At 73.3% G+C, this 23,059-nt stretch carries 17 protein-coding genes; 5 read left to right on the plus strand and 12 right to left on the minus strand.

Annotation, left to right across the window (positions count from 1 at the left end):
* Window positions 1–74: 74 nt before the first annotated feature.
* Entirely contained in the window at window positions 75–1,067 is a 993-nt protein-coding gene (locus tag SMD20_RS06765; protein ID WP_329576364.1) for an NAD(P)-dependent alcohol dehydrogenase, read from the minus strand.
* A gap of 162 nt (window positions 1,068–1,229) precedes the next feature.
* On the opposite strand from SMD20_RS06765, the gene SMD20_RS06770 reads away from it, so the two are divergent.
* The gene (locus SMD20_RS06770) at window positions 1,230–1,886 is read left to right on the plus strand and encodes a DUF2306 domain-containing protein (RefSeq protein WP_329576367.1); all 657 of its coding nucleotides are present in this window, start codon (window positions 1,230–1,232) and stop codon (window positions 1,884–1,886) included.
* Here the strand turns inward: SMD20_RS06770 and SMD20_RS06775 are convergent.
* The 6 genes from SMD20_RS06775 to SMD20_RS06800 all read right to left on the minus strand — a co-directional run bounded on the left by SMD20_RS06775 (window position 1,876) and on the right by SMD20_RS06800 (window position 8,655).
* The gene (locus SMD20_RS06775) at window positions 1,876–2,550 is read right to left on the minus strand and encodes a response regulator transcription factor (RefSeq protein ID WP_329576370.1); all 675 of its coding nucleotides are present in this window, start codon (window positions 2,548–2,550) and stop codon (window positions 1,876–1,878) included. The genes SMD20_RS06770 and SMD20_RS06775 overlap by 11 nt on opposite strands.
* Window positions 2,547–3,701 carry a sensor histidine kinase gene (locus tag SMD20_RS06780; protein ID WP_329576373.1) on the minus strand — a complete coding sequence of 385 codons (1,155 nt, stop codon included), beginning with the start codon at window positions 3,699–3,701 and terminating at the stop codon, window positions 2,547–2,549. Before SMD20_RS06780 ends, SMD20_RS06775 begins: the two co-directional genes overlap by 4 nt.
* Before the next feature lie 27 nt (window positions 3,702–3,728).
* A complete protein-coding gene (locus SMD20_RS06785) occupies window positions 3,729–5,162 on the minus strand; it encodes an L-fucose/L-arabinose isomerase family protein (RefSeq protein WP_329576376.1) in 1,434 nt (477 codons plus the stop codon).
* Window positions 5,163–5,179: 17 nt separating this feature from the next.
* On the minus strand, window positions 5,180–6,133 hold the full coding sequence (locus SMD20_RS06790) for a discoidin domain-containing protein (protein ID WP_329576378.1): 954 nt from the start codon (window positions 6,131–6,133) through the stop codon (window positions 5,180–5,182).
* A 15-nt stretch (window positions 6,134–6,148) separates the two neighbouring features.
* Complete coding sequence (locus SMD20_RS06795) at window positions 6,149–7,729, minus strand: alkaline phosphatase D family protein (RefSeq protein WP_329576381.1); 1,581 nt, start codon at window positions 7,727–7,729, stop codon at window positions 6,149–6,151.
* 140 nt (window positions 7,730–7,869) lie between these two features.
* Window positions 7,870–8,655, minus strand: coding sequence for a DeoR/GlpR family DNA-binding transcription regulator (locus tag SMD20_RS06800; protein WP_329576384.1), 786 nt, complete (start codon window positions 8,653–8,655; stop codon window positions 7,870–7,872).
* 150 nt (window positions 8,656–8,805) lie between these two features.
* Between SMD20_RS06800 and SMD20_RS06805 the strand changes: the two genes are divergently transcribed.
* Genes SMD20_RS06805 through SMD20_RS06820 form a run of 4 tightly spaced genes read left to right on the plus strand, consistent with a single transcriptional unit; the run spans window position 8,806 to window position 15,288 of the window.
* Window positions 8,806–10,107: an extracellular solute-binding protein gene (locus SMD20_RS06805; RefSeq protein WP_329576387.1), complete on the plus strand. Its 1,302-nt coding sequence runs from the start codon at window positions 8,806–8,808 to the stop codon at window positions 10,105–10,107.
* On the plus strand, window positions 10,104–11,015 hold the full coding sequence (locus SMD20_RS06810; protein ID WP_329576390.1) for a carbohydrate ABC transporter permease: 912 nt from the start codon (window positions 10,104–10,106) through the stop codon (window positions 11,013–11,015). Before SMD20_RS06805 ends, SMD20_RS06810 begins: the two co-directional genes overlap by 4 nt.
* Window positions 11,015–11,827: a carbohydrate ABC transporter permease gene (locus SMD20_RS06815; RefSeq protein ID WP_329576393.1), complete on the plus strand. Its 813-nt coding sequence runs from the start codon at window positions 11,015–11,017 to the stop codon at window positions 11,825–11,827. Before SMD20_RS06810 ends, SMD20_RS06815 begins: the two co-directional genes overlap by 1 nt.
* On the plus strand, window positions 11,824–15,288 hold the full coding sequence (locus SMD20_RS06820) for a hypothetical protein (protein ID WP_329576395.1): 3,465 nt from the start codon (window positions 11,824–11,826) through the stop codon (window positions 15,286–15,288). Before SMD20_RS06815 ends, SMD20_RS06820 begins: the two co-directional genes overlap by 4 nt.
* On the opposite strand, the gene SMD20_RS06825 is transcribed toward SMD20_RS06820, so the two are convergent.
* The 5 genes from SMD20_RS06825 to SMD20_RS06845 all read right to left on the minus strand — a co-directional run bounded on the left by SMD20_RS06825 (window position 15,273) and on the right by SMD20_RS06845 (window position 22,980).
* Window positions 15,273–17,606, minus strand: coding sequence for an ATP-binding protein (locus tag SMD20_RS06825; protein WP_329576398.1), 2,334 nt, complete (start codon window positions 17,604–17,606; stop codon window positions 15,273–15,275). The genes SMD20_RS06820 and SMD20_RS06825 overlap by 16 nt on opposite strands.
* A gap of 198 nt (window positions 17,607–17,804) precedes the next feature.
* Window positions 17,805–19,199: an amino acid permease gene (locus tag SMD20_RS06830; RefSeq protein ID WP_329576401.1), complete on the minus strand. Its 1,395-nt coding sequence runs from the start codon at window positions 19,197–19,199 to the stop codon at window positions 17,805–17,807.
* A 120-nt stretch (window positions 19,200–19,319) separates the two neighbouring features.
* Complete coding sequence (locus SMD20_RS06835; protein WP_329576404.1) at window positions 19,320–20,498, minus strand: glycosyltransferase family 4 protein; 1,179 nt, start codon at window positions 20,496–20,498, stop codon at window positions 19,320–19,322.
* Complete coding sequence (locus SMD20_RS06840) at window positions 20,495–21,370, minus strand: sulfotransferase family protein (protein WP_329576407.1); 876 nt, start codon at window positions 21,368–21,370, stop codon at window positions 20,495–20,497. Before SMD20_RS06840 ends, SMD20_RS06835 begins: the two co-directional genes overlap by 4 nt.
* A 47-nt stretch (window positions 21,371–21,417) precedes the next feature.
* Entirely contained in the window at window positions 21,418–22,980 is a 1,563-nt protein-coding gene (locus SMD20_RS06845; protein WP_329576411.1) for an acyl--CoA ligase family protein, read from the minus strand.
* Window positions 22,981–23,059 lie beyond the last annotated feature (79 nt).

Consider the following 23,059-nt stretch of genomic DNA (forward strand, 5'->3'; position numbering starts at 1 on the left):
TCGGGATTATGAGCGCTTTCCCCGCCCCGGCCCCCGGCCGGGCGGGCTGACCTGCGGGCACGCGCCCGGAGGAGTCACGGCTCCGTCACAGTGACGACGACCTTGCCGCGCGCGTGGCCCTCCTCCTGGTAGCGGACGGCCGCCGGGACGTCCTCGAACGTGTACCGCCGGTCGATCACCGGCCGCACCTCGTCCGCGTCGATGAGCGCGCCCAGCGTGATCAGGTTGCGCCGGGTCTCCGTCCACGGGCCGTTGGTGATGGCGACCCGGTGCGGCAGGAACGGCGCGGACGCCATCGTCCCGAACATCCGCCCCATCGGCTGCAGCCACCGGCTGCCCCGCCCGCCCACCTGCACGTGCCGCCCCTTCGGCCGGATCAGCCGCCGGTAGGCCCGCCCGGGGTGGCTGCCCGCGATGTCGACGACCAGGTCGAAGCGGCGGCCGAGGCCCAGGACGTCCTCCTTGGTGTAGTCCACCACCTCCTCGGCGCCGAGCGAGCGCACCAGGTCGAGGTTCGCCGGGCTGCACACGCCGGTGACCTTCCCGCCGAACGCCCGCGCGAGCTGCACCGTGAACGTTCCCACGCCGCCGGAGGCGCCGTTGACCAGGACCCGCTGCCCTTCCTCCAGGCCGCCGTCGTCGCGCAGGGCCAGCAGGGCGGTCTGCGCCGCCATCGGCACCGCCGCGGCCTCCTCGAACGACAGCGTCTTCGGCTTGGGCGCCAGGTCGGCGACCTTGACGGCGGCGTACTCGCCGAAGCCGCCCCCGCCGGACATGGCGTACACCTCGTCGCCGGGGGCGACCTCGGTCACGCCGGGGCCGGTCTCCTCGACGACGCCGGCGACGTCCGCGCCGAGGATCGGCAGGCTCGGCCGGAACAGGCCGGGGCCGCCGGGCATGAGGCGGGCCAGGCGCGGCTCGCCGCGCATCAGGTGCCAGTCGAAGGGCTGGACGGACGTGGCGCGCACCCGTACCAGCACCTCGCCGGGGCCGGGCACGGGGCGGGGCAGCTCGGTGAGCTTCAGGGCGTCGGGGGAGCCGTAGGAGTCGAGAACGAAGGCCTTCACGGGGCGCTCCTTGGTGGGTGGGGACTGACGAACGCCAGTGTGAGCGCGCCCCCACCCCGGGGTAACCGCCGAAAGTACGACCTTCCGAGTGGCCTTTGGGACGCCTGGATCAGGGCCGAAGCGCCGATGAGCCGTCCCCGTCCCGGCCGCCACCATCGAGGCATGACCCAGGCATCCGTTCCCGCCGGCTCAGCCGGGCGGCGCGCGTCGCGGCTCGTGCCCGTCGCGCTGATCGCGCTCTCCGCCGTCCCCCTGGTGGCCGGCGCGCTCCGGCTGTCCGCCCTGTCCGGCGGCCCGGACGTCCTGCCGGACGGCGCCCGCTTCGCCGCCATGCCCGTGCCCGTCGTGGCGCACATCATCGCGGCGACCGGCTACACCGTGCTCGGGGCCTTCCAGTTCGGGGGCCGCCGGCCGCCCGCCAGGCACCGGCTGATGGGGCGGATCCTGCTGCCGCTCGGGCTGGTCGTGGCGCTGTCCGGCATATGGATGACGCTCTCCTACCCGCGTCAGGACGGCGGCGACCTGCTGGCCGCCTTCCGGCTCGGGTTCGGCTCGCTCATGGCGGCCGCGCTCGTCCTCGGCCTGGCCGCCGTGCTGCGCCGCCGGTACGCCCGCCACCGCGCCTGGATGATCCGCGCCTACGCGCTGGGCCTCGGCGCGGGCAGCCAGGCGCTCATCCTGGGCCTCTGGACGGGCGCCGCCGGCGGCGACCCCACGGGCACGACGCGGGCGCTGCTGCTCGGCGCCGGATGGGCGGTCAACCTGGCCGTGGCCGAATGGCTGATCCGCCGCAGCACGGCCACCGGGGTCAGCGCCTGACCCGGTCGGTCTCGTAGGCCCACATCGCGATCTCGACCCGGTTGCGCACGCCCAGCTTGGTCATCAGGCTCGCGACGTGGCTCTTGACCGTGCTGAGCGAGATGTGCAGCTCGGCGGCGATCTCGCTGTTGGTCCGGCCGCGCGCCACCGTCGCCAGGATCTCCTCCTCCCGCTCGGTCAGCGGCTCGACCGGCTGCGCGGGCGGCGCCGACGGGGCCGACCCGGCGAACGCGCCGAGCAGCCGGGCGGTGACGTTCGGGGCGATGAGCGCGTCGCCGCCGGCCGCCGCCCGCACCGCCTGCGCCAGCAGGTCGGGCCCGGCGTCCTTCAGCAGGAAGCCGCGGGCGCCGGCGCGCAGCGCGGCGTAGACGTACTCGTCCAGGTCGAAGGTCGTGATGACGACCACCGCGATGGGGTCGGCGACGGCCGGGCCGGCCAGCAGGCGGGTCGCCTCGATGCCGTCCAGCGCGGGCATGCGGATGTCGAACAGGCACACGTCCGGGCGCAGCCGCCTGGCCAGCTCGACCGCGCGCCGCCCGTCGCCGGCCTCGGCGACCACCTCGATGCCGGGCTGGAGGTCGAGGATCATCCGCAGGCCGGTCCTGGCGATCTCCTGGTCGTCGGCGACGATCACCCGGATGGGGTTCTGGTCCTGGTCGCTCACGTCGCCGTCCCCGTTCTGGGCAGGACCGCGGTGACCGTCCAGCCGCGGCCCGGGTTCGGGCCCGCCTCGCAGGTGCCGCCCAGCAGGCCCGCGCGTTCGATCATGCCGATCAGGCCGTACCCGGCCGAGGAGATCTGCCGGGCCACGACGCCGTCGCCGTCGTCGGACACCCGCAGCCGCACCGCCGCGTCGTCGGCCGCGACGTCCACCTCGATGCGGGTGGCGTGCCGGGCGTGCCGCCGGGCGTTGGTGACCGACTCCTGCGCGATGCGGTAGATCGCCGCCCCCACCGACGGCGGGACGCCCTCGACGTCGCCGCTGATCCGTACGTCCACGGCCGGCCCGACCCGCGCCCGGCCGGCCAGCTCGGTCAGGTCGCCCAGCTGCTTGCCCGGCGTCAGCTCGGCCGGCTCGTTGCGGCGCAGCACGTGCACCATGGTGCGCATCTCGGCCAGCGTGCGCGACGCCTCGGCCTCGATCACCCGGAGGGCGTCGGCCGCGGCGTCCGGCTGCTCGGCCGCCGCCGCGGCCAGCCCGGCCTGCGCCCTGATCGCCATCGCCGAGACGTGGTGGGCCACGAGGTCGTGCAGCTCGCGGGCCAGTTGCTCGCGCTCCAGCAGCTTCACCTGGTCCAGCTCGCGCGAGCGCGCGCCCGCGCGGAAGCGCAGCGCGCCGCCCAGCCCGAGCGCCGCCGCCGTCACCGCCAGCCCCGCGACCAGGTCGCCCATCACGAGTCGGCCCTGCGCCGCCGACAGGCCCAGCGCGACCAGCGCGACGCCGAGACCGGCGACCGCCTCCCGCCCCGACCCCCACCGGAACAGCGCGTAGACGAGGATCAGCACGAACGCCATCGTGTGCGTCTCGACGTCCTGCCCGCCCGCGGCCAGCGCCGCGGCCCCGCTGGCCACGAACGCGGTCACCAGCATGAGCAGCGGGCGCTGACGCCGCCACAGCAGCAACGGCACCAGCGCGACGGTGAGCACCACCGCCGGGACCCGCGACGGCAGGTCCGGACGCAGTACGCCCTCCAGGACCGCGACCGGCACGAGCACCGCGACGAGCACCCAGTCCCGCCAGACCCGCCGCGGCGCGCCGGGCGCCCGCGGCTCGTTCCACACCGAGCGCCCTAACGAGCGGATGAGTCCGCGCACGCCCTCATCGTACGGGTTTACCCCCGTTCATCGCCCCGGCTGGACGTGGGTGATCCCGGCGCCGAGCAGGTCGGCGAGCGCGCGGAGCTCGGCCAGGCGGTGGCCGGTGCCGAGGGCCCAGTGGTGGGAGATGCCGCTGGCGCTCCAGGCGTCGGTCCACTCGCCGGGGTCGCAGCCGAAGTCCACCCGCGAGGTCGTGTTGCCGATCTGCAGCAGCGGCCCCTCGACGACCTCGCCCTCCGAGACCACGAAGCCGTAGCCGCCGTCCCGGTCCTGGCGCAACCCGAACGCGGTGACCGGGCCGCGCGTCACGTCGAACTCGACCGACACGCCCCAGCCGCGCTTGCCGTGGTAGACGCCGAGGCCGCGCAGCAGCGGGCGGCGGGAGCTGATCGCCAGGTGGGCGGGGCCGTCGTGGCCCATCTCGACGTGGCCGCGGGCGAAGTCGAGCGCCTGCAACTCGGTGAAGGAGCCGCCGCCGCCCAGCCGGTCCATGATCAGCATGGCGAGTGAGGTGCGCAGCTCGTACTCGCCGGCCGCCGGGACGCCGCGGGCCGTGAGCAGGGACGCGCCGAGGATCATGCCGGCGCCGAGCCGCTCGTGGATCTCGCCGTCCAGGCCGCGGTGGTAGTAGGCGAGGCTGTCCAGGGCGAAGTCCTCGACCAGCCGGTCCAGGCCGACCGAGACGCGGGCGGCCCACTGGAGGTCCTCCTCGTTGACCGAGCCGTCCAGCTCGAAGACCTCGCGGGCCAGCGCGACCCGGTCGGCGGCCTCGTCGTCGGAGACCTTCTCCACCCGTACCCGCAGGTCGTCGAACTCCAGCACCTCCACGTGGCCGCCGAAGTTGGCGCTGACCAGGGTGAGGTCGGTGGCCACGTCCAGCATGCCGGGGTAGAGGTGGCCCATCAGCCCGTGCCGGCCGCGGCCCAGCGCGGCGCGCACCCCGGCCGCCTTCACCCAGCGGCCGATGCGCTCCCACGCCCGCTCGTCCTCCAGATAGCCCGACACCGAGCGGAACGGGATGCCGCAGCGGGTGAAGGCGTTGGCCATCTCCGGCAGCGGGCAGGCGCCGCAGTAGGCGAGCCACTGGCCGGTGTCGAAGGTCGCGTGGTCCATCGACTCGGTCGGCTGCAGGTTGATGAGCAGCACGGGCGCACCGCTGCGCTGCGCGATCGGCACGAGCATGGTGGCCGTCATGTACGTCGTCAGGAACCCGACGATCAGGTCGCATCCGGCGGCGCGCAGCTTCTCGGCCGCCGCCGCGCCCTCCTGCGCGTCGGAGATGAAGCCGACGTCCACGACCTCGCAGTCCAGCGCCTTCATGCGTTCGGCCACCCGCGCCGACGAGCGCCGCAACTGCGGCAGCAGGTCGGGGAACTGCGGCCAGTACGCCCCCAGTCCTCCGGCGACCAGCCCCACCTTGACGGGGGGCGGTGTGATCCGAGTGAACGTGCCGCTCACCGGTGTTCTCCCTTCGCTCAGCGGACTTCGACCTCGATGATGCGGGTGTAGTCGTTGGCGCCGTTCGAGGCGAGCACCACGACGCGGACCGCGTCCGCGGTGACCGGCGCGAAGTCCGAGCGCACGTTCCCCGCGGTGTTGCCGCGCACCTGCGCGACCGTCTGCCACTGGCCGCCCACCTGGACCTGGACGTCCCAGTCGCGCACGCCGTAGCGGTAGGCCGGGTAACGCTCGGTGTCGAGCGTGTACAGGTCCACGCGGGAGATCTGGCGCGCGCCGCCGAGCGCGATGGCGACAGTGTCGGGGAAGGAACGCGCGGTGGCGTCGTTCCAGCCGTTGCCGCCGGCCCAGCCGTTGGAGGAGCGGTCGCCGTCGGCGACGCTGCACGGCGGGTAGTTGGCGTTGGTGTGCTGCGAGGAGGCGGTGACGGGGCGGCGCAGGGCGACATTGCCGCCGTTGTCGAGCCGGTCCACGGGCATGACCTCGACCGGCACCTCCAGGCTGCGGGTGGAGGTGCGCAGGCGCAGGCCGTAGGTGCCCTCGGCGGTGCCGGGCGGCACGGCCACCAGCAGCTTGGCGGACAGCTCGTAGCCGGGCGGCAGGTAGCTGGTGAGCATCGCGCGCGACGCGGTCAGCGGCGGGTCCACCTCGACGGCGGCGGTGGCGTAGCCGGCCTTCTTCGCGTCGCTGCGCAGGCCGATGTCGATCCTGGCGGGGCAGGCCGGGTCCACGCCGAGCGGGGCGACCAGGCGGTCGGCGCCGGCGATCGGGGTCAGCGCGCCGGTGCCCTTGGACGTGCCGGGCCGCACCTTGACCGAGACCGACGACGGCGGCTCCGAGGCGGAGGAGGGGAGGACGGACGCAGGGGACGGGGGCGCGGGCGTGGCGGCGGCCTGCCCGGCCGTCGCGGGCGTGGCGGCGGTCGTGACCAGGACCGCGGTGGCGGCGAGCGCGGCGGTGAGGTGACGCATGTTCGGACCTTCCTCCTAGAGCGCGTGCAGGCCGGGGGCGCCGTCGAGGGTGACCAGGCTGGCCCGGGTGGAGACCGGCGCGCCGGGCCGGTCCACGTACGGGACGACCCGGAAGTCGGCCCGCCACTGGCTCCGCGTGACCTCGCAGGAGACGTAGCCGCGCTGGTAGCTGGAGAAGCGCAGGTGCGGGTTGACGGGGTCGCTGCCGCCGGGCGGCACGCCCGTGTTGGCGTTGCCGTTGCCGCCGCTGCTGACGGACGTGCAGACCAGCTCGACGCCGACGGCCGGCGAGGCGGGGTCGTCGAAGTTCGTCCGCAGGTCGCCGGCGAGGTTGTAGTGGATGTCGCCGGTCAGCACGACCGGGTTGCTGACCCGGCGCTCGACCAGGCCGGTCAGCAGGCGGTCCTTGGCGGCCTTGTAGCCGTCCCACAGGTCCATGCTGAGCTTCTGCGCCGGTCCCGCGTCGAAGTCGAGCTGCATCATGGCGACCTGCTGGGCGAGCACGTTCCACCGGGCGCGGGAGGCGCCGAGGCCGTCCAGCAGCCACTTCTCCTGCTCGGCGCCGATCATCTGGCGGGCCGGGTCGAGCCGGTCGGCGCAGTCCACCTGCTGGCCGTCGCCGCAGACCTGGTCGTCGCGGTACTGGCGGGTGTCGAGCACGTTGAACTCGGCGAGGTCGCCGAAGGTGAAGCGCCGGTAGATGCGCGCGTCCGGGCCCTCGACCGAGGGCAGGCGGACCGGCATGTTCTCCCAGAAGGCGCGGAAGGCGTTGGCGCGGATGACGAGGTAGTCCTGCTCGCTCACCTCGCCGCCGGGGCCGTACCGGCCGGCCCAGTTGTCGAGCACCTCGTGGTCGTCCCAGGTGACGATCCACGGCGCGGCGTGGTGGGCGGCCTGCAGGTCGGGGTCGCTCTTGTAGAGGCCGTACTGGACGCGGTAGCGGTCGAGGGTGTCGCACTGCACCCGGAACTGCTCGGGGACGGGCGTGTTGCGGTTGCCGCCGGTCGGCACGATGCCGAACTCGTAGATGTAGTCGCCCAGGTGGAAGACCACGTCGGGGCGCTCGTCGGCGAGGTGGCGGTAGGCGCTGTAGTAGCCGTCCTGCCAGGACGCGCACGAGGCGAAGGCCAGGCGCAGCGCCTCGGGGCTGGCGTCGCGGGCGGGGGCGGTCCTGGTGCGGCCGGTGGGGCTGAGCTCGCCGCCGGCGCGGAAGCGGTAGTGGTAGTCGCGGCCGGGCCGCAGGCCGGTGGCGTCCACGTGCACCGAGTGGCCGTACTCGGGCCTGGCCCAGGCCGAGCCGTGGCGCACGCGCCGGGTGAACGCCTCGTCCTCGGCGATCTCCCACTCCACCTTGATCTTCTCGTACGGCAGGCCGCCGAGCGGCTGCAGCGGCTCGGGCGCGAGCCGGGTCCAGAGCACGACCCGGTCGGGGAGCGGGTCGCCGGAGGCGACGCCGAGCCGGAAGGGGTAGTCGCCGCCGGCCAGGGCGCGCGTGCCGGCCCGCGCGGTCCACGGGTCGGCCAGGTCGGAGGTGAAGGCCAGGGCGAAGGCGGCGCCGCCGAGGCCGAGGAAGGATCTACGGGAGGGATGATCCATGCTCCTGCTTCCTACGCTGGGGGGCGAAAGCCCTCACTTTGTAGCAAGCAGGCTGTGCACTTAACAAGAGTGAAGTTACAAATAACGTCCGCGACGTTACATTCGCCGCCCGCCGGGCGCCGGCAGAGCTACCGGCAGGGTCACAGGTGCGCGACCTGGACGTTGCGGTGCCGGTCGTGCAGGCGCTGCAGCAGGTCGGCGGGGGCGCCGGAGTCGACCACGATGACGTCGAAGTCGTCGAGCGGCGCCACGCGGTGCAGCGCCACCCTGGCCAGCTTCGAGCCGTCCACGGCCAGGATGCGCCGGGTGCCCGAACGCAGCATCGCCCGCTTGACCAGGACGATCTCCTGCTCCTGGTGGAAGGCGTACTGGTCGGAGACGGCCGAGGTGGACACCACGACCACGTCGGTGCTCACGGCCTCGGCGGCGTCCACGCAGCCGAGCCCGAGAAACGAATCATGGCTCGCGTGATATTCGCCGCCCAGCGCGATGAGCCGGATGTCGGGGATGCCGGCCAGCAGCCGGATCGCCTCCAGGAAGTTCGTCACCACCGTGAGCGGCGCGAGCTCACTCAGATGGCGGGCCACGGCCAGGGCCGTGGTCGAATCGTCGAGCATGATCGAGCTGCCCGGCTCGATCTGGGCCGCCACGACCCGCGCGATGGCGTCCTTCTCGGCGGTGTGGGCCTGCAGCCGGTAGGCGATGTTGCTCTCCCACACGTTGCTGGCCTGGGCCGTCGCCCCACCGCGGACCTTGCGCACCATGCCCTGGCGTTCGAGCTCGTCGAGGTCGCGGTGGACCGTCATCACGCTCACGCCGAAGCTCTCCGCGAGCTCGGCGACCGAGGCCGAGCCCTGGCGCACGATGTGCTCGGCCATGCCGCGCCACCGGGCGGACCTGCTGGGGGTGTGCTGACGGGAATCCACCGAAGCCCTCTCCGCCCTCTCCACACTGGTGAGACGGCTGCGCATCCTACTCTTGACACCCCGCTGGGGCGACTCGTAACCTCCCTGCATCCATCACTTGTAACAGAATTGGCTGTTAAATTAACAATCAATTCATGGAGGTAGGCGAGCATGACCGGCCTTCTGCACGACGCCCGGGTGAGCCGCGGGCAGTTCTTCCGCCTGATGGGCGGTCTGGCGCTGGCGAGCGCCGCGACCGCCTGCTCCACCCGGCCGGAGACGACCGCGACGACGGGCGGCGGCACCACCACCGAGCTCAAGTTCGTCGGCGTCTCCGACCAGAAGGCGCCGATGGACAAACTGGCCGCCGCCTACGCCCAGGCCACGCCCGGCGTGCGCGTCACGCCCTCGTACGCGCCCACCGACCAGGTGCAGACCTCGCTGCGCACCCAGCTCGGCGCGGGCAACGCCCCCGACCTGCACGTGGTCTATCCCGGCAGCGGCAGCGCCATGTCGATGACCCAGATCGCCCAGGCCGGCCTGCTCGCCGACCTGTCGGCGCAGGCGTGGACGCGGACCATCCCTGCGGGCTTCAAGCCCGCCTTCCAGCTCGACGGCAAGACCTACCTGTACTCGGCCGGCTCGTCGGTCATCGGCGCCGTCTACAACAAGAAGGTCTTCCAGCAGGCCGGCATCGACGCGCCGCCTGCCACGTGGACCGAGTTCCTGGCCGTCTGCGACAAGCTCAAGAAGGCCGGCGTCGTGCCGATCGCGCTCGGCGCGCAGACGCCGTGGGTCACCCAGCTCATCACGTACGCGCTGGTGCCCTCCACCGTCTACGCCAAGGACCCCACCTTCGACGACAAGCAGCAGGCCGGGCAGGCCACCTTCGCCGGCTCCGGCTGGCAGCAGGCCTTCGAGATGTACCTGGAGCTGCAGAAGCGCGGCTTCTTCAACGACAAGCCCAACGGCACCACCTTCGAGCAGCAGACCTCGATGGTCGCCACCGGCAAGGCCGCCATGGCCGTGCAGGTCTCGGCCGTGCTGCCCGACTTCCGCAAGGCCGCCTCCTCGCCCGACGACCTGTCGATGTTCCCCCTGCCGGGCGCCGACGACGCCGCCTCGGTGTGGATCCCGGCCGGCGTCGTCGTCGGGCTCGGCGCCGGCGCCAAGGGCAGGAACGCCGAGGCGGCCAAGGCGTTCGTCGACTTCCTCGGCAAGCAGGAGAACATCAACGCCTGGGCCAAGGAGATCGCCGCCATCCCGCTCACCCAGGACGCCTCCTCCACCATCGACCCGGCGGTGGAGTCGTTCCTGCCGTTCACCAAGGACCGCGCGGTGCCGTTCATGGACCAGCGCTGGCCCAACGCCGAGGTCCAGCCCGTGCACTTCGCGGTCGTCCAGAAGCTGCTGGCCGGCGACTCCACGATCGACGAAGCACTGAAGAAGATGGACGAGGCGTACCGGAAGTGACCCCCTTGACCGTCCGGCGCGCGCGGCCGGCCAGTGCCGCCCGTCCGCGCCGCAGCGCCACCACCCCGCCCTGGCTGTTCGCCGCCCCCGCCCTCGCGGTGTACGCGCTGGTCGTGCTCTACCCGGCGATCAGCGGCGTCGTGTACGCCTTCACCGACTGGAGCGGCATCGGCGAGGACTGGTCGTTCGTCGGCCTGGCCAACTTCCGCACCCTGCTCGGCGACGAGCAGGCCATGGGCTCGATCGGCAACACGCTGCTGCTGACCTTGGCCGTCGTCGCCGTGCAGAACGGCGTCGGGCTGCTGCTGGCGCTCGGCGTGCACGCCAAGCTGAAGAGCCGCGCCCTGCTGCGCGTGGTCTTCTTCGCGCCGGTCGTCGTCAGCCCGGTCATGGTGGCCTTCCTGTGGAAGTACATCTACAACCCCGACCCGGAGGCCGGGCTCAACGGGCTGCTCGGCCTGCACGTGGACTGGCTCGGCGACTCGTCGGTGGCGCTGTGGTCGATCGCCGGCATGGTCGTGTGGCAGTACGCCGGCTACAGCATGGTCATCTTCCTGGCCGGGCTGGAGGGCGTGCCCAAGGAGCTGCACGAGGCCGCGATGATCGACGGGGCGGGCACGTTCCAGCGGTTCAGGTACGTCACCTGGCCGCTGCTCGCGCCCGCCGTCACGATCAACCTCATGCTGTCCACGATCGGCGGGCTCAAGCTGTTCGACCAGGTCTTCGCCGCCACCAACGGCGGCCCGGGCTATGCCACCGAGACCCTGTCCACCGTGCTGTACAAGCAGGCGTTCGTCTTCGGCAAGTTCGGCTACAGCACCGCGGTCGCGCTGGTGCTGGCGCTGTTCGTGGCCGCGGTCTCGCTCATCCAGGTCTCCTACCTGCGCGGCCGGGAGGTGAGCGTCTGATGCGGCGGACGTTCCTGCTGGAGATCGTCATGATCGCGGTGGCGGTGGCGTTCCTGTTCCCCGTCTACACGCTGGTGTCGCTGGCGCTGAAGGACCCGGCGCAGATCTCGCAGGCGCCGCTGGCCCTGCCTAACCCGCCCACGCTGGACAACTTCGCCACCGCCTGGTCGGCCGCCGCGCTCGGCCCGTCGCTGGTCAACAGCACCGTCATCACCGTGGTCAGCCTGGTCGCGCTCATCGCGCTCGGCTCGTTCGCCGCCTACTTCCTGGCCCGCGTGCAGACCCGGCTCGGCTACGGGCTGTACATCCTGTTCCTGCTCGGCATCGTGCTGCCCTTCCAGCTCGGCATGATCCCGCTCTACCGGCTGGTCACCGACCTCGGGCTCATCGGCACGCACGCCGGGATGATCCTCTTCTACACCGGGATCCAGCTGCCGTTCACCGTGTTCCTCTACACCGGCTTCATCCGGGCGCTGCCCCGCGAGTACGCCAGCGCCGCCCAGATCGACGGCGCCGGCCACCTGACGGCGTTCACCCGCGTCGTCTTCCCGCTGCTGCGGCCCATCACCGGCACCGTGCTCATCCTGAACGCGGTCTTCATCTGGAACGACTTCTTCACCCCGCTGGTCTACCTCGGCGGCTCCGGTTTCGAGACGGTCCCGGTCAGCGTCTTCGCCTACGTCGGCCAGTACGTCTCCCAGCACGGCCTGGTCTTCGCCGGCCTCGTGCTCGGCGCGCTGCCCATCGTGGCGGTCTTCCTCGCCCTGCAGCGCTACGTCATCAAGGGCTTCTCCAGCGGGTTGAAGGGATGAGCGAGGCCGCCCGGATCTTCCGGGACCCGCCGCGCGCGTACTCGCCGGCCGCCATCTGGTGGTGGAGCGGCGAGCCCCTGCGCCGCGACCGGCTGCGCTGGCAGATGGAGCGGCTGGTCGCCGGGGGCGTGCACAACCTCGTCATACTCAACCTCGCCCCGTCGGGGCCGCTGTTCGGCGCCGACGCCGACGACCCGCCGTTCCTGTCCGAGGCGTGGTGGGAGCTGCTGGACGGGGTGTGCGCCGACGCCTTCGAGCTCGGCGCCCGCCTGTGGTTCTACGACCAGCTCGGCTTCTCCGGCGCCGACCTCCAGGCCCGCCTGGTGCAGGAGCGGCCGGAGTTCGCCGGGCAGTGGCTCGGCCCCGGCGGTGAGGTCACCACGCGCGGCTTCGACTACCTGTCGGCCGAGGCGTGCGCGGTGCTGCTCGACCGGGTGCACGGCGAGTTCGAGCGGCGCGTCGGGCACTGGTTCGGGCGGGTGATCGCCGGGTCGTTCCAGGACGAGCTGCCCACGCTGCCCACCTGGTCGGCCCGCTTCGCCGAGGAGCACCTGGCGCGGCGCGGGAAGGAGTTCTCGCTCGCCGACCCCGACTGGGCCGCCTACCAGCGGACCCGCGCCGAGCTGGCCGAGGAGGCGTTCTTCCGCCCGCTCGCCGCCTGGCACGAGCGGCACGGCCTGCTGAACGGCTGCGACCAGCAGGACCCGGCCCGCGCCGGGCATCCGGTGGCGGGCGTCGAGCTGTACGCCGACTACGCCCGCACGCACCGCTGGTTCTCCGCGCCCGGCTCCGACCACCACGGCGACGCCCGCCTGCACGCCTCGCTGGCCCACCTGTACGGCCGGCCCCGCGTCTGGATCGAGGCGTTCCACTCCAGCGGCTGGGGCGGCACCCTGGAGGAGACCTTCGACTGGCTGCTGCCCTGGCTGCGGGCCGGGGCGACGCTCTACAACCCGCACGCGGTCTACTACACGACCCGGCGCGGCTGGTGGGAGTGGGCGCCGCCGTCCACCGACTGGCGGCAGCCGTACTGGCGGCACCACCGGGTGTTCGCCGACGCGGTGACCCGCCTGTGCGCCGCCCTGTCGCTGGGCCGTCACGCCTGCGACGTCGCCGTCCTGCTGCCGACCGCGACCGTCCAGTCCGGCACGCCCCTGGCGGGCGGCGGCCCGGCGGGGCCGGAGGCGGCGCGGGCCGACGAGGTCTACCGGGCGCTGGTGGGCGACATGGCGTGGTTCGCCACGAAACCCGGGGTGCTCGACCGGCTGGGCCTCGACGCCGACGTGATCGACGAGGACTCGGTACGGCGCGCGGAGGTCGCGGACGGGCGGCTCGCGGTGTCCACCGAGGCGTACCGGGCGATCGTGCTGCCCGCCGTCACCGTGCTGGACGACGACGTGGCCGCGCGGCTGGCCGCGTTCGCCGACGCGGGCGGGCTGCTGGTGGCCGTCGGCGCCGTGCCGGCGGCGCTGCGCGGCCGGGCCCGGCTCGCCGCCACCCCCGAGGACGTGGGGGAGGCGCTGGCCGCGATGCCGCGCCGGGTGGAGGCCCCGGTGCCCGCGCTGGTCCGCGAGACCGGCGACGCCACGCTGGTGTTCCTGACCGCGACGCATCCGATGGCCAGCAGGATCGGCGTCGGCCGCCCCGAGGAGCGGGGCGTGGACCTGGGCTGGCTGGACGCCGACATCGACTTCGACCCCGCCAGGTACGCCCGCGAGCTGCGCGTCACCGTACGGGACGTGGCGGGCGCGCCCCGGCTGCTGCGCCCCTTCGCGGGCGGCGACCCGGTCCCGCTGCCCCACGTCCGGCGCGGCGACGCCGTCGAGGTGGTCGTGCCGTTCGACGACGGGCCCGCCGCGCTGCTGGTCTTCGACGGCCCCGCGGCCGACCGCGCCGCCGACCCGGCCCCGCCAACGCCGGCGTACCCGGTGGAGACGGACCTCGGGGACGAATGGGACGTCGAGCTGGTCCCCACCCTCGACGACACCTGGGCGGACTTCGGTGGCGGCGCCGGCGTCGAACACTGGACGCTGCGCACGCCCGGCGGCGAGCCCGTGCACGTCACCTTCGGCCCGCGCGGCGAGCAGCGGGTCGGCGACGGCCCGTGGACGCCCTCGGTCTGGTCGGCCTCGCGCGGCCTGCGCAAGGACCCCGTGCACCGCGACACCCTCGGCCCCAAGGGGCACGTGCCGGTCGAGTTCCTGGCCTTCGGCCGGGTCGCCGCCGGGGCGGAGGCCCGGTTCCGCAGCGTGCTCACCGTGCCGCCGGGACCGCCGCGGTGGCTGGCGCTCGGCGCGGGCGCGGCCAAGACGCTCTGGCTCGACGGCGAGCCCCGCCCGCTCGACGACGCCGGGTACGCCGCCGTCACCCGTGACCCCGTGCCGCCCGGCGAGCACCTGCTGGAGCTGCTGCTCGTCCCTGACGAGGAGCTGGACCTGCGGGCCTACGCCTGCCTGGCCGACGACCCGGCCGACGCCGCCCGGCCCGAATGGATCGCCGGGCCCCGTCTGGAGACCACCGTGGAGGCGGACGGCGAGGACCGGGTGCTGCAGGTGGCGTCCACCACGTTCTGCCGGGTGCTGGTCAACGGGGTGGAGGCGGGCCGGCAGGGCGGGTTCGACCCGTACGCGGAGGCCGACATCCCGCGCGTGCGCCGCTACGACCTCGCCCCCCTGCTGCGGCCCGGCCGCAACACGATCGCCGTGGAGTCGGACGGCTGGATCCTGGCCGACGGCCTGGCCGTCTCGGGGCCGCACTGGTCGCCGCGGCCCCGCGTACGCCGCCGCCAGCACGGCGACCCCGCCGCGCTCTGGCTGCGGCTCCGCCCGCACCCGCTGCCGGAGGCGGCCTGGCTGGACGGACGGCCGTCCGCGCCGCCCGCCGGGTTCGCGGTGCCCGGAGACCGGCCGGGGGAGGAGCGTTTCCTGCTCGACCCGCCGCCGGGCGCGACCGCCGTGGACCTGCCCACGACCGGCCCCGTCGAGTTGCCCGCCGAGCTCCGCGGCGAGCTCGGGAGCGGGCCGATCGAGGTGCGGGTGGTCACCGGGCCCGGGGCGCGGGCGGGGGCGGCCTTCACCGGGCCGGTCCGCTTCACCTGCGGTCCCGGCCGCATGCGGCTCGGCGACTGGGAGGAGCGGGGCCTGCCCGGCTACAGCGGCGGCGTGCGCTACCGGACCACCGTCACCGTCCCGGCCGCCGGGCCCGGCCTGCTCGACCTCGGCCGGGTACGGGGCACGGCCGAGGTCGTGGTCAATGGGAAGCCCTGCGGGGTGCGGGTCTGCTCGCCGTACCGGTTCCCGGTCGAGCTCGCCGAGGGCGCGAACGTGGTGGAGATCCTGGTGCTCGGCACGCTGGGACCGTACCTGGACGAGGTGAGCCCGACGCACTTCGTCTTCGCCGGCCAGCGCGCGAGCGGCCTGTTCGGTCCGGTACGGCTGCGCACGCCTCAGCCCTCGGCGTGATCGCCCTGGCCGGCGACCAAGGCCGCGATCTGGGCCCGGGAGGTGAAGCCGAGCTTGCACAGGATGTGCTCGACGTGCGCCTCGGCGGTGCGCTGCGCGATCACCAGGGTGGCCGCGATCTCCTTGTTGCTCATGCCGCGGGCGACCAGCGCCGCGATCTCCCGCTCGCGGCGGGTCAGCGGCGAGGTTTCGCCGGTCTGCTGGGCGCGTGGCCGCTGCTTCTCGCTGCCCGTTGCGTACCCGGGCACGTCGGCGGGGGGCAGCTCCACGCCCTTGCGGAAGGCGGCGGCGAACCCGCGGGCGCCGAGGCGCTCGCGGGCCGCCGCCTCGGCGGCGTCGTGGTAGCCCTCCAGGTAGCCGAACAGCGGCCCGCCGAACGCCCGCCAGCTCTCCTGCGACGCGCCGAGCAGCGTCGCGGCCCGCTCGGCTGAGGCGTCCGCGGTCATCCAGGCCAGCGCCTCGACGCAGAGCGCGATGCCGAGCCGGTCGTCGAACGGCTGCTTGAGCCGGATGGCCTCGCGCTCCATCTCGATCGCGCGGTCCGGGTCGCCCTGCCGCCAGGTCTCGATGCCGAACAGCCACAGCGTGTAGGAACGGAACCAGTGTTCGTGGCGCGCCTCGCACCTCGCCAGGCACTCCTTGAACCGGTCGATCGCCCGCTCGTCGTCGCCGAGCAGGCCGTGCGCCGTCGCCAGGTACATCAGCGCGTTGACCACGCCGCTCTCCTCGCCGTCCGCCCGGTGGCCGTCGGCGGCCTCGCCGAGCAGCGTCACCGCTTCCTTGGGGTCGTGGCGCATCAGGGCGGCCAGGCCGGCGACGTACGTGACGGACGCGGCCGGCGGCGGATCGGGCAGGGTGGCGCCCAGCTCCCGGCACTCCCGCAGGAGCGTGTCCGCCTCCTCGAAGTCGCTCTGCAGCACCGCGAGGCGGGCCTGGACGCACAGCGCCTCGGCCCGCTCCGGCGTCGGCTCGGGCGCGGCGGCCAGCAGCCGCGCCAGCCACGCCCGGCCCTCGCGGAGCGCCCCGGCCGCGATCCACTGGAAGCAGAGCGCCGTGGCGAGCACCAGCCCGTCGCGGGTGCCCTCCGGCCCTGGCGTATACGGGGAGGAACCGGGCGAGCCGGAGGGCAGGGCGGAGTCCAGGGCGGTGCGCAGGTTGCCGTGGTCGGCGCGCAGGCGGGCGAACCAGGCGACCTGGTCCGGCCCGTACCAGCCGCGCCGGGCCCGCAGGGCCAGGTCGCGGAAGTAGGCGCGGTGCCGGGCACGCAGCTCCGCCTCCTCGCCGGACTCGCGCAGCCGTTCGCGCCCGTACTGCCTGATGGTCTCCAGCAGCCGGTACCTGACGCTCTGCCGGTGCTCCTCGCGGGCCAGCACCGACTTGTCCACCAGCCCGCCGACCAGGTCCATCACGTCCTCGGGCGGGATGCCGCCGCCGGAGCACACCTGCTCGGCCGCCTCCAGGTCGAGCCCGCCGGAGAACACCGACAGCCGGCTCCACAGCAGCCGTTCCTGCTCGGTGCAGAGGGCGTGGCTCCAGTCGATGAGCGAGCGGAGGGTCTGCTGGCGCGGCATGGCGGTCCTGGCCCCGGTGGTGAGCAGCCGGAAGCGGTCGTCCAGCCGCTCCAGGAGCTGCTCGACCGACAGCGCGCGCAGCCGTACGGCCGCGAGTTCGATGGCGAGCGGGATGCCGTCGAGCCGGCGGCAGACGCGGGCGACGGCCTCGCGGTTGGCGTCGGTGATCTCGAAGCCGGGCAGCACGGCCCGCGCCCGTTCGGCGAACAGCCGCACCGCGTCGGTCTGGGCATCCGCCCGCGCACCGGCCTCGGCGGCCTCAGGGACGGCGAGCGTCGGCACCTGCAGCACCTGCTCGCCCGTGACGCCGAGCGCCTGCCTGCTGGTGGCGAGGATCCGCAGGCCGGGGGCGGCGCGTACGAGCCGGTCGGCCAGGGCCGCGCACGGGTCCAGCAGGTGCTCGCAGTTGTCCAGCACCACCAGCGTCCGCCGGTCGCGCAGGTGGGCGGCCAGCACCTCGAGGGAGGGCCGCGACGCGCTGTCCTGGATGCCCAGCGCCGCCATGACGGTCGCGACCAGCAGCTCGGCGCTCTCCAGCGCGGCCAGCTCCACCAGCCACACCCCGTCGTGGTACGCCCGCCGCAGGTCGAAGGCCACCCGAAGCGCCAGCCGCGACTTGCCGACGCCGCCGACGCCGGCCAGCGTCACCAGCCTGCCCTCGCCCAGCAGCCGCTTGACCTCGGCGATCTCCCGCCGGCGGCCCACGAAGCTGTTCAGCTCGGCCGGCAGCGAGCCGGTCGGCGACATGGTCTGCCACCCGTCCGGCCCAGTGTTCGGCCCAGTGTTCGGCCCAGTGTTCGGCCCAGTGTTCGGCCCAGTGTTCGGCCCAGTGTTCGGCCCAGTATTCGGCGCAGCGATGGTCATGATGGAAGCCCCCGCGACCCAGGCTATGCAATGACCCTTTTCGTCCGCTTTTGTGTTGGTATGGGGATGGCAAAACCGGGCTCAGCCCTGGTTGAGCGCCGAGTGCTTCCGGCCATAGGCGAGATAGACCACGAGCCCGATCAGGAACCACACCGCGAAGCGCAGCCAGGTCAGCGGCTCCAGGAACGTGATCAGCCAGAGGGAGAACACCACGCCGATCGCCGGCACCACCGGCATCCCCGGCGTACGGAACTCCCGGTGCAGGTCAGGCTGCCGGTAGCGGAGCACGATCACCGCCGCGCACACCACCACGAACGCCAGCAGGATCCCGATGTTGGTCAGCTCGGCCGCCTCCCTGATCGGCAGGAACCCGGCGATCAGCGCCGAGGCCACGCCCACGATCCAGGTGACCCGCGAGGGCACCCGCCGCACCGGGTGCAGCCGGGCGAACCAGGCGGGCAGCAGCCCGTCCCTGCTCATCGAGAACCACACGCGGGTGACGCCCAGCATGAACGTGAACATCACGGTCAGGATGCCGATGATGGCGCCCACCGCGATCAGCGACGCCAGCCCTCGCAGCCCGACGGAGGCGAACGCCGAGGAGAAGCCGCTCACCGGGTCGATCTCCCGGTAGTTCTGCATGCCGGTGAGCACCAGCGTGGCCAGCACGTACAGGATCATCGAGATGACCAGCGAGTAGATGATGGCCTTCGGCATGTGCCGCCGGGCGTCGCGCGCCTCCTCGGCCGCCGTGCTCATCGCGTCGTAGCCGAACACCGCGAAGAACACCGTCGCCGCGCCGGTGATCGCCCCGCCGACGCCGAACGGGAAGAACGGCGAGTAGTTGGCCGGGTCGATGAAGAAGAACCCGACCACGATCACCACCAGCACCACCGCGACCTTGATCGCCACCACGGACGTCTCGAACCGGGCCGCCGTCTTGATGCCGCGGTTCAGCAGGAAGGCGATGAGCAGGCACAACAGCATGGCGAACAGGTCCACCACGTGGCCGTTCCCGGTGCCTGGCGCGCCCAGCATCCAGGCGGGCAGCCCGAGACCCAGCTCCTCCACCAGGAAGCCGAAGTAGCCGGAGATGCCGATGGCGACCACCGCCACGATCGCGGTGTACTCCAGCAGCAGGTCCCAGCCGATGAACCAGCCGACGATCTCGCCGAGCACCGCGTAGCCGTAGGTGTAGGCGGAGCCGGCCTTCGGGATCATGCCCGCGAACTCGGCGTAGGAGAACGCCGCCGCCCCGCTCGCCACCCCCGCCAGCAGGAACGACACCAGCACCGCCGGCCCGGCCGTCTGGTTGGCCACCGCGCCCGCGAGGGCGAAGATGCCCGCCCCGATGATGCCGCCGACGCCGATCGCGGTGAGCTGCCACAGCCCCAGCGACCGGGACAGCTCACCCTCGTGCTCCTCCGCGATCTGCTCGACCGGTTTGCGGCGGAACATGCCTTGTGACGCGGCCATTGACGACCTCCTGAGCACCCTGTCGGTTCTCAGGAGGTCCTTTCCCGGCCCGCTCCCGGCATGCCCCGGCGACGGCGGACCGGACCGGGATTTGACGCGTATGATGCGGGACCGGTGGGGTCAGCGCGCCTTGCCGAAGTCGGCGGGGACCGGCCGGCCTCTGCTCAGCAGCATGAACAGCTCCTCCCACAGCGGCATCACGACCTCCGGCGTGTAGGCGTGCGCCGTCGCCGCCGCCGCGGCTCCGAGGCGTGCCCGCAGCTCACGGTCGGCCATGAGCCGGCCCAGCTCCTCGCCCAGCTTCTGCACATCGCGCGGCGGCACCAGGACGCCGTTCTGGCCGGAGACCAGCACGTCGGCGGGCCCGGTCGGGCAGTCGAAGGCGACCACGGGCAGGGCGTGGCCCATCGCCTCGATCATCGCCATCGGCAGGCCCTCGATGCGCGAGCTGAGCGCGTAGATCGACGACCGCGCCAGCTCCTCGTGGATGCGGTCGCTGCGGCCCATCAGCGTGATCCGCCCGTCCATGCCGGTCTCGTCGATGCGCTGCCGCAGCTTCTGCTGCGAAGGACCGGTGCCGAAGATGCGCAGCCGCCACTCCGGGTGCTCCTCCGCCACCGAGGCGAAGGCCGGGATGAGCATGTCGTAGCCCTTCTGGGGCACCAGCCGCCCGGCCGCGATCACCACCGGGTTGCTCTGGTCGGAGTGCTCGCGGTGGTCCATGTGGACGGCGTTCGGGATGCGCACGATGGGCGTGTCGTCCAGGATGGCGTGGTACTCGGCGCGGCTGGTCTCGGTCAGCACGGCGACCGCGTCGAAGCGTCCGTAGTGGCGGGCGATCTGCTCGCGTACGGCCTCGTGGTAGGCGCCCAGGTTCATGTGCTCCTGGGCGATCCTGATGACCTTGCGCGAGGCGCGGCGGGCGGAGATCAGGTTGAGCGCCGGGCGGGTGGTGACGAGGATGCCGTCGTTCAGCGACGACACGTAGTCCATCACGGCGGCCTCGACGCGCTCGGTGAACCACTCGGCGGCGAACTCGCCGTACGGGACGATCTTGCCGCGGGCCCGCCGCCACACCTTGCGCACCAGGGAGTCGGCCGACACCCCGTCGCGCTGGTCGACCAGCGCGGACAGGCGCACCCGCGGGTCGATGGCGAACTGCGGCTTGCCGCGCCGGCGCACCACGCTGACGATCTCCACGTCGTGGCCCGCCTCGGCCATCGCGTTGGCCTGGTTGACGACCGTGCGGATGGTGCCGCCCATCCCGTACGCGTGCAGCAGCATGTAGCGGATCCTCACGGGAGGTACCCCCACGTGCGCGCCATCCCCTTGAGGACGTCGGGGATCTCGTCCGGCCCTGGCAGCTCGCGGCCCGGCTGCACCTGCCCGGAGCGGATCTTGTCCTTCCAGTCGCCGAGGCCCTTGGTCACCACCTCGGGGGTGCCGTAGCGCAGCATGGCGGGCTCCCACGCGATGGCGAGGAAGTCGCAGATCTCGCGCAGCGTCCGCTCCGGGGCGGCGGTCAGCTCCTCGTAGCGCACGGTCAGGCCGGGCAGCGCCTTCCTGGCACGCTCCACCGCCTTCATGTAGCGCAGCGCGTCCTTCGCCGCCTCCTCGGGCGTGCGCCGGTCCGGGCTGGCCTCGTGCCAGGAGGTCGCGATCGAGGCGGGATGGCGCAGCAGGAACACGAAGCGCGCGTCCGGCCAGCAGGCGGCCAGGCGCTCGTAGGCGAAGGCGTTGGCGGGCGTCTTGTCCACGACGTACCGCTTGCCGCTGCGGACCAGCTCCCGGTGGAGCACCCGGTCCCAGAGCAGGTGCTCCAGGTCGGCCTTGTTGTGGCCGAGCGCGGCCATCGCCTTCTCCGCCAGGTTCGTGCCGAAGTCGACGCCGAGCCGCCGGACGTGCAGCTCGTGCGGGGCGTGCAGGTCGGGGTGGGAGTTCAGCATCGAGCGCAGCAGCGTCGAGCCGGACCGCACAGGGGAGATGACGAACACGGGCGCCCTCAGCAGCCGGTCCGCCTCGGGGTCCGCCGGCGGGCGGAACGAGGCGTCGGCGGCCTTCTTGGCGGGCACGACCGGTTTGGCGGCCGGGCCGGAGGTCTTGGACACCCGCTCGATGCGCAGGCCCGTGTGCCTTTCCAGCGCGGTGGTGATCTTACGCTGCCACTTCATGGTGGGGGAGGGTACTTACCTTTTCTGCAGATTGTCTGAAAGTGGGGTCAGTGGATGCGGCGCTCCTGGCCTGCCCAGGCCTTGTCCCGCAGGACGTACTTCTGGATCTTGCCGGTGGAGGTCTTCGGCAGCTCGCCGAACTCCACGCGCTTCGGCACCTTGAACCGCGCCAGCCGGGCCCGTACGTGCTCCATGATCTCCTCCGCGGTGGCCGTCGCGCCGTCGCGCAGCGTCACGTACGCGGCGGGCACCTCGCCCCAGTGCTCGTCCGGCACCGCGACGACCGCCACCTCCAGCACCGCCGGATGGTCGGCGATGGCCTGCTCGACCTCCACCGAGGCGATGTTCTCGCCGCCCGAGATGATCACGTCCTTGCTGCGGTCGCGCAGTTCCACGTACCCGTCGGGATGGCGGACGCCGAGGTCGCCGGTGCGGAACCAGCCGTCCGGCGCGGCCGCCGCGGTCGCCTCGGGATCGCGGTAGTAGCCGAGCATGACGTTGTTGCCGCGCAGCGCGATCTCCCCGACCGTCGTGCCGTCGGCGGGCACGTCGCCGCCGTCCGCGGCCACGACGCGGGCGGTGCAGGCGATCATGTTGCCGACGCCCTGGCGGGCCTTCAGCCGCGCCTGGCGCTCGCCGGTCAGCTCGTCCCACTCCGGCCGCCAGTCGCAGATCATCGCCGGGCCGAACGTCTCGGTGAGCCCGTACAGGTGGATGACGTCGAAGCCGAGGCCCGACATGCGGCGCAGGATCGCCGGGGACGGCGGCGCGCCGCCCGTCGAGACCCGCACCGTGCGCTCCAGCGGAGCCGCGTCCGGCGCGTGGGCGATCATGGACAGCACGGTCGGCGCGCCCTCCAGATGGGTGACGCCCTCGGCCCGCAGCAGCCGCCACACCTCGGCCGGGTCCGGCTTCGGCAGGCACACGTGCGTCCCGGCCGCCGCCGTCACCGCCCACGGGAAGCACCAGCCGTTGCAGTGGAACATCGGCAGCGTCCACAGGTGCACGGTGGCCGGCGACAGCCCGGCGTGCCCCACCATGGCGAGGGCCTGCAGGTAAGCGCCGCGATGGTGGTACATGACGCCCTTCGGGCGGCCGGTGGTGCCGGAGGTGTAGTTGATCGACAGCAGCGCCCGCTCGTCGGCCGGGGTGAGCGCCAGCGGCGGCGCTTGCGCGAGCAGGTCCTCGTACGCCGCGCCGGCCCGGATCCGGCGCGGCGGCTCGGCCAGCCCGGCGAACGCCGCGTCCACCAGGCCGTCGAAGACCGGGTCGTGCACCAGCACGCCCGCCCCCGAGTGCTCCAGGATGTAGCCGACCTCGCCCGGCGCGAGCCGGGTGTTGATCGCCACCAGCGGCACGCCCGCCCACGGCACCCCGAAGTTCGCCTCCAGCAGCACGGAGGTGTTCGGCGCGAGCACCGCCACCGGACGGCCCCGCGCCAGGGACGCCAGCGCGCCCGCCATCCGGCGGCAGCGGTCGCGCAGCTCGTGGTAGGTGACGCGGCGGTCCCCGTCGATCACGGCGATCCGGTCGCCGTGCGCGTCGGCGGCCCGGTCGAGGAAGGAGACGGGGGTCAGCGGCTCGTACGACAATCCGTCCAGATCGGGCATGCGGTGGTCCTCCGGCCAAGAGGCGGGCTCACCCCGCCATCGTGAGCCGCGATCCCACGCCGCGTCCACCCAGTTCGGC

Source organism: Nonomuraea sp. LP-02, assembly GCF_036289125.1.
Lineage (GTDB): Bacteria > Actinomycetota > Actinomycetes > Streptosporangiales > Streptosporangiaceae > Nonomuraea > Nonomuraea bangladeshensis.